We start from the raw sequence: 12,962 nt of genomic DNA on the forward strand, positions 1-12,962 counted from the left end.
CACCCATATCCTCTTTTGATAAGGGATGAGTTCACTTAATTGGTCAGTAATGTTTAGCCAATTAACCGACTCACTATGGTAGGTGAGATTATTGTGTTTTTATCCTGTTATAACCAAGTTGTAACCGTCATAAGCAAGAGCTAGTGTGACTCCGATTGCATTAGCAATTGCATTAGCAATTGCATTAGCAATTGCATTATCAATCGCCTAAGCAATTTAAGAATCAGTCTATCGCCAACATCAAGCTATCCTGTTTATGTTTGATTTTTCTTGTTTAACAGTTTGACATTGTTTAAGTATCTGGCTTTATATAAATCATATATCTAACATTAGCACAACAAAAAATTTACTTGTGGGGTTTTAGTAAATATTTTCACTGATATTTTTCAGCGCCATGTTAAAAATGAAGACTAAATCTTAGATATCCCTATGACGAACGGTTACACTTAAAATAGACTCTTTTTTGCAGGTATTTGTTAATATGCAATCTCAGGCCAGTGCCGATTTAAATCTTTTGTGGGGCCAATTAATTTTTGAAGAACTTAGCCGTTTAGGGGTTAAGCACGTATGCATGGCGCCAGGTTCACGATCTACACCTTTAACATTAGCCGCAGCATCACAAACCAGCATTAGTCGCCATATTCATTTTGACGAACGCGGATTAGGCTTTATGGCACTGGGGTTAGCCAAAGCAAGCTGCGCTGCAGTGGCGATCATTACCACCTCTGGTACAGCCGTTGCCAATTTATATCCTGCAATAATAGAAGCATGGTTAACCCATGTACCATTAATTATATTATCAGGCGATCGCCCGCCAGAATTAATTGACTGTGGCGCCAATCAAGCGATTACTCAGCCGGGTATTTTTGGCCATTATGCGACCCAAGTAAATCTACCTACGCCAGATTTAGCTTTACCAGCAAGTGCACTGTTAACCACTATAAATCAAGCGATTAGCCAAACTAGCCAACCAGTACACATTAATTGTATGTACCGTGAGCCGTTTTACCCTAATGAACTTAGCCCCCTAACCAAGCAAGCTAAAAATGCGCCGATTGTTATTCAACAATATCTAAAACCTCTTTGTCAGTGGTTAAGCCATCAACATCCATATAGTTATTATCATCCAACAATGGGAGCACAGCTGCCCAGCGAAGATGGCTTAAAACGCTTTGCCCATGGTAAGGGCGTTATCGTGGTTGGTACCTTGTCACCTGAAGATAATCCGCAACAAATTGTCGAAATAGCTCAAAAACTGGCCTGGCCGATAGTAACCGATGCCCAATCTCAGCTAAGACAGCATTCAGGGGTTATTGGTAATGTCGATCAACTGCTGCTTTGCCCTAGAACCAGCAAGCTATTAGAACAAGCTGATCGTGTCTTGGTGTTTGGTGGACGCTTTATTTCCAAGCGCTTAATCAGTTACTTGGCAAATCAACCTTGGCATAGTCATTGGCAAGTGTTACCTCGCTCAAATCGTTTAGACCCTAGCCATCAAAGCAAACAGATTTGGCAAACCAGTGTGAGTGCATTTTGTAAATTAGCCTGGCCACGATCATCAAGTGCCAACTGGGCGCTGGAACTCATTAACCATAATGAAGCCCTAGCTGAATTATTTATCCAACACATTGACCAAACTCAATTTGGTGAGGCACAAGTTATTCGCTGGATTGCCCAACAACAAACTGCCGATAATATTTTATTTATTGGCAATAGCCTACCGATCCGTTTATATGATATGTATGCCCCAATAGGCCCAGCTTTGCCTAAGATATACACCAATCGCGGCGCCTCTGGTATTGATGGGCTGATAGCCACCAGCGCAGGGATTGCTATCGGTCACAAATCCCCTATGGTTATGATAATAGGCGACATTTCTTGCTTACATGATTTGAACTCTTTGGCGTTATTGAAGCAAATCACCTCGGCGTATGTGTTAGTGGTATTAAATAATGACGGTGGTAATATTTTTAATTTATTACCTGTTCCAACCGAACAACTCAGAGATGAATTTTATCGCTTATCACATGGATTAGAGTTTGGTTATGGCGCAGCAATGTTTGGCTTAGCTTACCGTCAAGCCGATGATTTAGAGTCGTTTACCCAAGCCTATAACGAAGCTATGGACTTTAATTGCGCCAGCGTGATTGAAGTTAATGTCAGCCATGATCAAGCGAGTAATCAAATCGCTCAAATTAGCCAATGGGTTAAACAGCATTAATGACTTGGATTAATCGATACGGCAACCCTAAATTAGCTGCCATGGTGTTTCTACATGGCTTTATGGGAGCAAAAGAAGACTGGCAACCTTTGATGGCCAAGATGAGCCAGTATTACCATTGCATTTGTATCGATTTACCTGGCCATGGCGGCAATCAATATCGTTTACCGACCCCAGGATTATTAGAAGCTGCTGAACATATTTTTAAGGCAGTAACCCAATTAGGCTATCAAGATTTTCACTTAGTTGGTTATTCGCTAGGTGGGCGCATAGCCCTACATATCGCCAAACAACAGCCACAAGCATTACTGAGTTTAGTGCTAGAATCTGCCCATCCCGGTTTGCAAAATGAACTAGATAAACAACAAAGAATACTAAGCGATAAACGCTGGGCAGATAGGCTTATCGCCCTTCCTTTGAAACAATTTCTGAGTTTATGGTATCAACAAGCGGTATTCTCAGGTTTAACCTCAGAGCAGCGCCAATGGCTAATCAGTAAGCGCCAATCGAACAATCCACATCATCTTCATGCATGCTACCAAGCAACCTCATTAGGTTGGCAGCAAGACTGTCGAGACGTGTTGCAACAACTCAAGTGTCCTAGCTACTTTATTACTGGCGAGCAGGATAAAAAATTTCTGCAAATAACCAGTAATTGGCTAGAACAACTGCAACAAAGTGCCCAAGCAAACATACCCACCTCTAGCGTAGAACAAACACTTATATCACAGCCTCATGTGAGCATAATTGCAGGAGTGGGTCACAATATTCATTCAATACAACCGCAAATGTTCGCTGACAGGTTATTATTGTTACTTCGCGATGATCCACAAAAATAAGAGTGCCCTATGACTAAGATCGCATCGTTTGAATTGTATCAATTTCAAATTGATTTAACCGTACCTTTACCTGTTGCTAAACAACGCATTGATCATCGAATTGGTATTATTGTTAACGTGACACTGGACGATAACCAACAATATTTTGCCGAAATATCTCCCCTTGCAGGTATTGATATTGAAGGTTTACCATTGACTGGATTTAGCCATGAAACCCTCGCGCAAGTTAGCACTGAACTGATCCAGCTTCAATCTCAGTTAATAGGGCAAGAGATCACTGAACTCGCCCTGGCTGCAGAGAGAAGTTTATTGCCTTCTGTGCAATTTGGTTTAAGTGTATTAGCGGCCAAATGCCTGCAACAGTTCCCCGTTAGAGTCATTACCCAAGCAAATATCCCTTTGCTGTACCAAGGTTTATCCACAACGGTAATTGATCAAAAACTGGCTGATTTAAGCCATATACACAGTGTAAAAATCAAAGTGGCACAAACCGACATGGACAGTGAAATTGCTTTTGTTCATCAGGTTTTAGCACGTAAACCCAGTTTAACGCTACGTCTTGATGCTAATCGCGGTTTTACCCTCAATCAGGCGGTCGATTTTTTAGCCTGTTTACCTAAAAAACAAATCGAATACGTTGAAGAGCCTTGCCAGCAACCCAGTGATAACCTGAAAATGTATCAGCAACTCGGCATAAAATATGCGTTAGATGAGTTTTTATTAACCGCAGATTTAGACTTCGATAAATTATTGCAACAGCAACCAGGCATAGGGGCGTTTATTTTAAAACCTATGTTGTTAGGCTCACTCAGTAAGATGCAAGAGATTGTCAGCCTGGCCGATCACCAAGGTGTGCGTTGTATTTTAAGCTCAAGCCTTGAGTCTGATGTCGGTATTGCTGATTTAGCCCTTATTAGCCAGGCACTCACCCCTGATAATCCACCAGGGCTTGACACCTTAAGTGCATTTAGCCAGCGTTTGTTAGATGAAAATGGCCAATTAAAGCTTAATAAGCTCAAACTGATTAAAGGCTAGTCAGCGATATGATGTTATCTCCAGTTCAACAAGCTGCGCTGCGATCCGCTGATAATAATGCAGTGTTACTTGAAGGAGCCTCGATAACTTACGCAAACTGGGCGGCGCAAATTTCTGTGCTGTCAGCTAACTTGCTACAACAGGGGGTAATGCCTGGTACTATTATTGCGACCATTATCCCAACACCAGTTAACGCCAATAAAACCCCAAATCACGACTTAGCCCAACAAACCTTTGCCATCATGACACTTTATTGGGCATGTGTTGAAATTGGCGCCATATTTTTTCCCATTAACGGCCGCTTTTCTGTTAGCCAAATCGATCAACTACTTGGCCGTTTTCAGATCCATTTTATTTGGCAACATAGCGAAATAGTATCGCTTGAGCGCCATCCAGCGTTAATTGATTTAACTCAAAACGTAACGACTGATCATCAACTCGACAATAGTCAGCCTGTTTATGCTGTGCAAAAAGTAAACCCGCACAAGCCGGTTAATATCATTTTGACATCGGGCTCTAGCGGCACACCAAAAGCGGCTGTACATGGATTAATCAATCACATTGCCAGTGCTCAGGGCTCAAGCCGTTATATTCCGCTGCATAATAACGACCGTTGGTTACTGTCATTACCCTTGTTTCACATTGGTGGTCTGGCAATAGTTAATCGCTGTGCCCTCGCTGGTGCATGTATTGTGATTAAATCAAACTACATCACATTGGCGCAGCAACTTGAAGATGAAGCAGTTACCCACGTATCTATGGTGTCAACACAAGCGCTGCAAATTCTGCAGCAAGCGCCACAGGCGTTAAGCGGATTAAAAGCCTTATTACTTGGTGGCGGGGTTATCGAAGCTACATTGATAGCATCATTAGCACAGAAAAAAGTGAACACTTATACCAGCTATGGCATGACAGAAATGAGTTCGCAAATCACCACTGCCAAAGCTAATTTACAGCAACATCATGGTCGTGCATTACCTAATAGACAGTTAAAATTGGTTGATGGGGTTATTTGGGTAAAGGGTGAGTGTTTGTTTCAAGGCTATCTAGAGATAAATCAACAGCAACAATACCAGCTGCATTTACCTGTCGATGAACAAGGCTGGTTTTGCACACAGGATCGCGGCCAATTAAATGAAAAAAGCCAACTGATATTATTAGGTCGAGTCGATAACATGTTTATCTGTGGTGGCGAGAATATCCAACCAGAAGAAATTGAATCAGTGTTACTGCAACATCCTTTAGTGGTTAACGCTATAGTCTTTGGTGAACCTGATGCTAAGTTCGGTTTACTCCCAGCTGCGATCATCGACTATGCCACAGCAGACTTACCGATTGATATTGAAAAACAATTGGCTGACTGGGTCGGTAAGAAGCTGGCAAGTTTTAAACGGCCGAGGCATTGGTATATTTGGCCTAATATTGCCGCAATAGGTTTAAAGTTGAATAGAAAACAAGTCATAGCAGCAATTAAGCCGTAGTAGCTTCTCATTCATTTTAAAGAGGTCGCTGCCTAAGTTAACAATAACGATTCCCTAAACAGAGCTTAATATGAAAAAAATAATTGTTCTCTTACTGATATGTATGGCCATTTATCAATTATCTTTAACTGGCAGTAACTCAGCGGTATCAGTTAAAACTCCAGCACAAAGCACTACTCATATTGGCACAGTTAGTGTGAATGAGTCAGCTAGCGTTAGTGCAACACAAGACGTAATTGCAAACGCCTATGAAAATAAGCGCAATAATGTACAAGTCAAAGGGGCTGGTAAAGTAATCAAGTTATTAGCTGACGACAACCAGGGCTCGCGTCATCAAAAATTTATTTTACAGTTATCATCAGGTCAAACGTTACTCATTGCACATAACATAGACTTAGCGCCGCGGATAAATACAATATCGATTGGCGATCAAATTGTATTTCATGGCCAATACGAATGGAATGATAAAGGTGGTGTAGTTCATTGGACTCACAAGGATCCAAATGGTCGTCATATTGGTGGTTGGTTGCAGCATAACGGCCAGACTTATCAATAGGCCTTCAATCGCCGACTGTAAATAAGTGTCTCTCCAAAAAACTCTTCACTGCCAATATCTCGGCTGTTTTGTTCAATCGCTAATAAAAGATTTATTTTTGTCAAAAAGGCTATTGACTGCTTTTTTGCTATCCCCTCTGTAGCTCGTTAATAATGATAAAATCTTGTTGACTATTGCATATTTACCCACATCTTTACACTTCTTTAATTGATGAATTAAACGATATTAATTATCATTCGCATAAATTAAACGCAATACTAAATAGTCGTGACTTTTTCACGATCAAAACTGAGAACGTTATTTATGAAAGTGGTATCAGCTTTAAAATGGTTTCATAACTGGGTAGGATTTTTTATTAGCATTACTATGCTCATAGTCTTAACCACAGGGGTCTATCTTGGCAGCATGGATATGCTTAATCGCCTAGACAATAAAGGCCAGCAATTTGTGCCGCTAAACACAGCAGAAAAAGCACAGGTAACCCAAACTGTGTTTGAGCGTTATCCTGAAATGAGTACGGTACGTTTTCCAACCGAACACTCACCTTTTATTGAAGCTGCGACCCGTGGAAAAAGCATTGCGTTAGATAATAATCTAAATGAAATCTCCATCCATGAATCTAAACATGTGCCTTTTTATAGTACAATTTTTTGGTTACACAGAAATTTTTTACTCGATGATGTGGGCAAATATATCAACGCATGGGCTGCAATCATTGGCGGTGTGATTACCTTAATTGGGATTTACTTATGGTGGCGGGTACGCAGTGGATTTAGGTTTAAACACAGTGTGCCAAAAGATACGCGCTCAAGCAGCTTAGTGAAAAGCCATATTCAACTAGGATTATTTATTTCACTACCGTTATTTATTTTGTGTATAAGTGGATTTTTGATCACTTACAAAGGCTTATGGACGGATTATTTACAACACCAGCAAGCATCCAATGTGTCTTATCCGCAAAGCCAGAAAAACGACTGGTACAGCCAACTGGATACCGCTCAGAAGCTGTGGCCAGATTCACTGTTAGTCGCGGTAAGTAAACCAAGGCAACCAGAGGCGCAAGACGCTACAGAACAAGATTTAGAATACAGCATACGTTTTGATAGCCGCAATAGTGTCTGGTTAAGACAAGCAGATAACATTACGATGAATTACCAACGAGGTGAAATTCAGTCCGCATTAAAGCACAGTGACCGACCGATTGCAGGTCAAATAGCCAGCTTTGTGAGACCGCTCCATGATGCACTGAATATGCCTTTTAGCTATGTACTATTCATTACTTTCGTATCTGTAATTGGTACATTTATTTTATTGTTTAGTGTAGTAACGTTTTATCGACGGACATTTAAATCTAAAGCCTGATATAACAAAAAACGCGCCCTATAGGCGCGTTTTAAATCAAAATAATCAGAGATTAAGCGTAAGAGTGATCACCATGTTGATGGTCAGTCACGTCACGCACACCCTTAAGTTCACCAGGGAAAAGGTCAAGTAATTGCTTCTCGATACCATCTTTTAAAGTAATATCTACTTGTGAGCAACCATTACAACCACCGCCAAATTGTAATACGGCGACATCTTCAGCAGAAATTTCAACCAACATAATGTTGCCGCCATGGCTAGCAAGCTGTGGGTTTATTTCCGACTGAATAACATATTCAATACGTTCTTTTAATGGTGCGTCGTCAGACACTTTACGCATTTTGGCATTTGGTGCTTTTAAAGTTAACTGCGAACCCATTTGATCAGTAATATAATCAATGGTGGCCTCTTGAAGAAAAGGCACACTTTTCTCATCAACCATAGCCTTAAACCCGTTGAACGGTAATTCCATATCATCATCTTCTACCGCATCTGGTGGGCAATATGACACACCACATTCTGCTTGTGCGGTACCAGGGCTGATAACGAATACACGAATATGCGTGCCTTCGGTTTGATCTGCTAATAATTTTACAAAATGAGCCTGAGCTGCTTCGGAAATGGAGATCATAAAACTTACTCCGTCAGGTAATACCTGAGTAAATTAGTGAGAATTAGCACCATGATACTCTGTGTTGCATTCTCTTTGTAGCCCTCTTCATCGTTTGATCATTAAAAAATACAATAAATCATCTGCATTAATGGGTAATAATAGATGTCTAGTATCAAAGTTACGCTAGGGGTTGTTGAACTTTTGTGGTCAAAGTTTGTTCCAACTAAACCGTTTGCTCTTTATATTAACCTGCGACGCAAGGTGTTATGCCTAGCATTCTAAGCGAATATATTGATCGATTTAGCCGCGTAACTCTGGCGCCTCGGCACGCGCTAAACACCATGTTTGACTAGCTATGTGGTGTTGTTTTAGTAATGCGGCTATCTCATTAATCGTCGTTCCGGTTGTGACCACGTCATCAACCAGCGCCACATGTTGGTAGCAAGATTGCTTAGGTACTAATTCTGATGCTAAGTCAGGTTCCAGTGATGCCATCAAAGCAAAGGCTTGGTGGCAGTTGTCACGTCTTTGTTTTCCGTTCAGTCCCGCTTGTGGCTGCGTATCTTGAAGTCGAAAAATAAACTGATCATCTAACGGCAGGTCAAGCATCGTACTAAGTTGTTTGGCAATTAACCACGCCTGGTTAAAGCCCCGTTGACGTAAACGATTTGAGTGTAATGGCACAGGAATAATCACTTGGGGTAACTCAATTAAACCGTGTTTAACAAGTTGTTGAATGCGGTATGCCAGCTGTTGTGCCAGTACCTGTAAAGCGGCTATTTGGCGCTGGTATTTTATCGCACTCACCAGTTGGCCTAAACCTTGATGATAACTGCAAGGCGCAATCACTTTAATCGGCAAACTTGCCATACACTGACCGCAATACTCTTGTAATTGCACTAACGGTTTAGCACACCCCAAACACACTTCGGTTTGATATAAACCGCTCACTAAACAATGCTGACATACCCCAGTGAGTACTTGACCGTCAAATAACTTCGCATAGCCTTGCTGCTCAATCCTTTGCTGGCACAGTAAACAGCGGTTAGGTAAACTGCGACGAATATAACGACTAAAATGGGTTAATAACCTAACGCCTTTAGCATGTAAGGCGGTTAATGGGATAACAGCAGACTGACTTTGGAGTTTAATCTTAGGTTGATGATTGTATAGCTGCGTGCATCCTTGCTTATTAAGTGAGTTCACTATTCATTCCTTTAAATAGAGGTTAAAAAATTGCCAAACCCCAAACTGTATATCAATACCCTAGGTAATGGCCAAGATATCGTGTTACTTCACGGTTGGGGCGTCAATAGTGCGGTGTTTGAACCCTTAAAACAGGCCCTGTCTGAGTATAGAGTGCATTATGTCGACTTGCCCGGTTTTGGCGACAGTGACCCTATTGAGGGCGATATTGATGACTGGGCTGCAGCGCTAGCAACACAATTACCCGATAATGCAATTTGGTTAGGCTGGTCATTAGGCGGGTTAGTTGCCACTCAAGTAGCATTAACATTTCCAACTAAAATAAAAGCCTTAATTACAGTCGCATCGTCCCCTTGTTTTATGGCGCGGCCCGATGAAAAACCGCAACCCTGGCCAGGCATTGCGCCGCAGGTATTATCTCAGTTTTCACAGCAGTTACATAAAAACCTGCCTAAAACCATTGAGCGCTTTTTAGCTATTCAAGCCATGGGCAGTGAAACAGCAAAAGCAGATATTCAAATGATAAAACATCTGGTGCTGGCTAAGCCCTTACCCTGTGAGGACAGTTTGCTGCAGGGGTTAACTATGCTGGCAGAGGTCGACTTGCGCCCTCAATTAAACGCTATCAAACAACCTTGGTTGAGGATATGGGGCAAATCAGATAGTTTAGTGCCGAAAAGTGGGCTTAAAATGCTAGTAAAAACTAAAAATATCGATGACATTATCCTAGCCAAAGCATCCCATGCGCCTTTTATCTCACATTCAAGCCTGTTTATTGAACACCTTTGTGACTGGATTAAAGGTATTAACAGCTAGTACTTTAACATCGCTTAAATATTGGCTATAATTTAACCGCCATAAAAACAAATTAACTTCAGATATAGATTATCCCGAGCGGAGGTTATTGAGTATGTTGATTAATTCCCATTACCCGCAAGTTTCGATAGTAACCTCTAATGTTGCGACGGATTCTGCACGGGTGGATAATCAACAAAAGCCGCCCATTATCCCACCGCAGCAACCGACAAAGAATCATCCTGAGCGTGCTTACAATCAACAAAATGAACGCACTCAAGCGCACAATATTGTTGAACAAAAACAGCAACAGCAGCGTTCAGCAAACCAAAGAGAAGCCATTGTTCAACAATTAGTTGCACCTAAAAGCTTACAGGGACAACCGCTAAATATAGTGGCAAACAACACGCCAACCATACAGCGTAAAGATATTCGTATTAAACAATCGCTCCAAGCTGAACAAAGCACAACGCAAAGCAGTAAGTCTTCGGTACGTAATGATGAAATGCCTAAGCAAAGCTCAGCGTATTATCAGCAAGTAAGGCAACATGTTAGCCAATATTATGGCCAAAACAACATGCCGACCAATCTTACGAGTATCCCTGATACGGTATAAGACGCCCTCTGACGTCTTATACCTACTATCGTCTTAACCTATCTCACGCCTAGACACTTTCACGGCATGGCAACTAACTCGACTGAATAACTAGCTCGACTGAATAACTAGCGCGACTGCTGCTCTGTTTGAGTTTGTTTCGGCAAAGTAAACCAATGATTGTTATAGGCAGCACTGCCCCACAATGCAATTCCGAGTGCACTTTCGGCTTGTTCGGTATCTAGTTCACGTGACGTTAGTGTTTCTGCACCAAAATCATATACAAAGCTTTTAGCAGCTTGTTCTGGCTGTAATATAGTCACTTGATTGCCTTCCATTAAGGCGAAGTTTTTATCATATTGCATCATGGCTCGACCCGGCCAATCTGCCGCTTGTTGGGTTAAATCACGTCCTAACATAGGGTAACTGTCTGAAATCCCCATCATAGACAATAACGTCGGCGCCATGTCAATTTGGCTAACCACTCTAGGGTCACGTATGGCTTCAATCCCACCACCTAAAATCAGTCCTGGGATACGAAAACGTGAAATAGGCACTAAGTTAGCGCCGCCGACACGACTATCGTGATCAGCTACCACAAGAAATAAAGTGTCTTTCCAATAGTCTGCTTTTTGGGCTTTTTTGAAAAACTCGCCCACTGCGTAATCCGCATACTTCACGGCATTGTGCATGGTATATTGCGGTTGTTCATACAGTTCAATCCGGTTATCAGGGAACTCATATGGGTCATGATTACTAGAACTAAACACTAAACTAAAGAATGGCTTACCTTGCTCATGCATAGCGGTAAACTCGTCATGGGCTCTAAACAACAAGTCCTCATCTGACACGCCCCAAGATGCGACAAATGCAGGGTTTTTGTAGTCATTTTGATCGATGATTTGACTAAAGCCATTGCCCAGGAAAAAGCTGCGCATATTATCAAAATGACTTTCGCCACCATAAATAAATTGGGTTGAATAACCGTTACGCTTTAATAATTCTGCAATGGTAAAAAAGTTAGTTTGGCTTTTACCCAACTTAACTACCGCACGAGCGGGCGTTGGAGTAAAACCTGTGGTAATGGCTTCAATTCCCCGTACTGAGCGGGTTCCTGTGGCGTAAAGGTTTTCAAAAAACCACCCTTGTGAGGATAACTCATCAATATTAGGTGTCAGCGGTAACCCGCCTAAACTGCCAACAAATCGAGCGCCTAAACTTTCTTGCAAAATAATCACTAGGTTTTTAGGCTTACCCTGATAAGTTGCCTGGTTAAAGGTCAAACTTGGCAAGTCAGTTGACGTAAATGCTTGTGCTGAACGACCACTTTGACGGCGAATAATATCGATAACCTTTTGATCATCTAACTTGCCGTATACCTTTGAGGCCTCTTCTTCATTACTCATTTGTTTAATGGCGAAAGTGAGTGAGTAACCCGAGTTCAATACTAATGAGTTAACTAAAGGATCATCTGAAAACGCGACTAAAGAAGGGTTTAATGGTCGATGACCTAAAGAAGAACGCGCTCCTAAAATAGTGACACAAATAACCAAAATGGCCATCACAGGGCGCCAATACCACCGCGGTGAACGCACATTTCGGGTAAAATAGTCAGACAAGCGCCAGCCTGCATATAATGTTGCTGTAGACACTACAAAAGCGAATATCAGTTCAGCCTTTCGACCGGCCCACAACATCGACAGCACTTCTTTAGGGTAAATAAGGTATTCAACATATAAACGATTCGGTCTGAAGCCGTATTCTTGAATAAATGACGGCGTCGATATTTCTAAGAACACGATTAACCACAAGCCAAGAGTTAGCCAGACTTTTAAAATCAGTGCCCACAAGCGCCCTATTGCATGATTTCCTGCAAATAATGCAGTACCAAGCGCTGCAATACCGAACAACCAGCACAATGTTGCAAAATCAACCCTTATGCCCTGAAATATAATATCTGACCATCCTTGAGCGTCATTGACTCGTTCAAGTTGCCACAGTGATAAGCCAATACGGCTCAATGTAGTCACAGCTAAAATGATCAGCGCAAACACCAAAATAGCGCTATAGATATTATGTGGCTTGGGGTAACGAGATGATCTGATGTAGTCGACATTCGACTTGAGGGAAAATAACCCCATTAATGACTCCAATATATTATTCTGTTATTTTTAGGATACTTTATGTCTATGGCACGATACTTTGTGTCATAACAGCAATCGGTTTTAACACCGGCAATCAGCGACGTGCACGTTAACA

11 protein-coding genes are annotated in these 12,962 nt (G+C 41.6%); 8 read left to right on the top strand and 3 right to left on the bottom strand.

The features are described 5' to 3' along the window. Window positions 1-481: 481 nt before the first annotated feature. The 6 genes from menD (at window position 482) to ACRWP9_RS01105 (ending at window position 7,494) form a co-directional block, all read left to right on the top strand. Window positions 482-2,221 carry a 2-succinyl-5-enolpyruvyl-6-hydroxy-3-cyclohexene-1-carboxylic-acid synthase gene (gene menD / locus ACRWP9_RS01080; RefSeq protein ID WP_434927485.1) on the top strand — a complete coding sequence of 580 codons (1,740 nt, stop codon included), beginning with the start codon at window positions 482-484 and terminating at the stop codon, window positions 2,219-2,221. Beyond that, a complete protein-coding gene (menH, locus tag ACRWP9_RS01085; RefSeq protein WP_434927486.1) occupies window positions 2,221-3,060 on the top strand; it encodes a 2-succinyl-6-hydroxy-2,4-cyclohexadiene-1-carboxylate synthase in 840 nt (279 codons plus the stop codon). The genes menD and menH overlap by 1 nt, the downstream gene beginning before the upstream one ends. A gap of 9 nt (window positions 3,061-3,069) precedes the next feature. Beyond that, a complete protein-coding gene (gene menC / locus ACRWP9_RS01090) occupies window positions 3,070-4,095 on the top strand; it encodes an o-succinylbenzoate synthase (protein ID WP_434927487.1) in 1,026 nt (341 codons plus the stop codon). 8 nt (window positions 4,096-4,103) lie between these two features. After that, a complete protein-coding gene (menE, locus tag ACRWP9_RS01095; protein ID WP_434927488.1) occupies window positions 4,104-5,576 on the top strand; it encodes an o-succinylbenzoate--CoA ligase in 1,473 nt (490 codons plus the stop codon). A gap of 70 nt (window positions 5,577-5,646) precedes the next feature. After that, entirely contained in the window at window positions 5,647-6,132 is a 486-nt protein-coding gene (locus ACRWP9_RS01100; RefSeq protein WP_434927489.1) for a DUF3465 domain-containing protein, read from the top strand. A 303-nt stretch (window positions 6,133-6,435) separates the two neighbouring features. Continuing rightward, window positions 6,436-7,494, top strand: coding sequence for a PepSY-associated TM helix domain-containing protein (locus ACRWP9_RS01105; RefSeq protein ID WP_434927490.1), 1,059 nt, complete (start codon window positions 6,436-6,438; stop codon window positions 7,492-7,494). Window positions 7,495-7,546: 52 nt separating this feature from the next. Here ACRWP9_RS01105 and nfuA read toward each other — a convergent pair whose 3' ends face one another. Together nfuA and ACRWP9_RS01115 are read right to left on the bottom strand one after the other, a co-directional pair. Beyond that, on the bottom strand, window positions 7,547-8,125 hold the full coding sequence (gene nfuA / locus ACRWP9_RS01110; protein ID WP_434927491.1) for a Fe-S biogenesis protein NfuA: 579 nt from the start codon (window positions 8,123-8,125) through the stop codon (window positions 7,547-7,549). Window positions 8,126-8,407: 282 nt separating this feature from the next. Beyond that, window positions 8,408-9,313 (bottom strand): ComF family protein, encoded by a 906-nt coding sequence (locus ACRWP9_RS01115; RefSeq protein WP_434927492.1) that lies wholly within the window; start codon window positions 9,311-9,313, stop codon window positions 8,408-8,410. Window positions 9,314-9,343: 30 nt separating this feature from the next. Here ACRWP9_RS01115 and bioH point away from each other — a divergent pair, with 30 nt between their 5' ends. Further along, window positions 9,344-10,129 carry a pimeloyl-ACP methyl ester esterase BioH gene (gene bioH, locus ACRWP9_RS01120; protein ID WP_434927493.1) on the top strand — a complete coding sequence of 262 codons (786 nt, stop codon included), beginning with the start codon at window positions 9,344-9,346 and terminating at the stop codon, window positions 10,127-10,129. 94 nt (window positions 10,130-10,223) lie between these two features. Then, window positions 10,224-10,724 carry a hypothetical protein gene (locus tag ACRWP9_RS01125; RefSeq protein WP_434927494.1) on the top strand — a complete coding sequence of 167 codons (501 nt, stop codon included), beginning with the start codon at window positions 10,224-10,226 and terminating at the stop codon, window positions 10,722-10,724. 107 nt (window positions 10,725-10,831) lie between these two features. Here the strand turns inward: ACRWP9_RS01125 and ACRWP9_RS01130 are convergent, their stop codons facing one another. Further along, the gene (locus ACRWP9_RS01130; protein WP_434927495.1) at window positions 10,832-12,844 is read right to left on the bottom strand and encodes an LTA synthase family protein; all 2,013 of its coding nucleotides are present in this window, start codon (window positions 12,842-12,844) and stop codon (window positions 10,832-10,834) included. Window positions 12,845-12,962 lie beyond the last annotated feature (118 nt).

The sequence above is a fragment of the Shewanella sp. HL-SH2 genome, from assembly GCF_051164935.1.
In the GTDB taxonomy this organism is placed as follows: domain Bacteria; phylum Pseudomonadota; class Gammaproteobacteria; order Enterobacterales; family Shewanellaceae; genus Shewanella; species Shewanella glacialimarina.

Excerpts from the sequence above, each read along its gene's own strand:
- menD (WP_434927485.1), top strand. The coding sequence starts at position 482 with ATGCAATCTCAGGCCAGTGCCGATTTAAATCTTTTGTGGGGCCAATTA.
- menH (WP_434927486.1), top strand. The coding sequence starts at position 2,221 with ATGACTTGGATTAATCGATACGGCAACCCTAAATTAGCTGCCATGGTG.
- menC (WP_434927487.1), top strand. The coding sequence starts at position 3,070 with ATGACTAAGATCGCATCGTTTGAATTGTATCAATTTCAAATTGATTTA.
- menE (WP_434927488.1), top strand. The coding sequence starts at position 4,104 with ATGATGTTATCTCCAGTTCAACAAGCTGCGCTGCGATCCGCTGATAAT.
- ACRWP9_RS01100 (WP_434927489.1), top strand. The coding sequence starts at position 5,647 with ATGAAAAAAATAATTGTTCTCTTACTGATATGTATGGCCATTTATCAA.
- ACRWP9_RS01105 (WP_434927490.1), top strand. The coding sequence starts at position 6,436 with ATGAAAGTGGTATCAGCTTTAAAATGGTTTCATAACTGGGTAGGATTT.
- nfuA (WP_434927491.1), bottom strand. The coding sequence starts at position 8,125 with ATGATCTCCATTTCCGAAGCAGCTCAGGCTCATTTTGTAAAATTATTA.
- ACRWP9_RS01125 (WP_434927494.1), top strand. The coding sequence starts at position 10,224 with ATGTTGATTAATTCCCATTACCCGCAAGTTTCGATAGTAACCTCTAAT.
- ACRWP9_RS01130 (WP_434927495.1), bottom strand. The coding sequence starts at position 12,844 with ATGGGGTTATTTTCCCTCAAGTCGAATGTCGACTACATCAGATCATCT.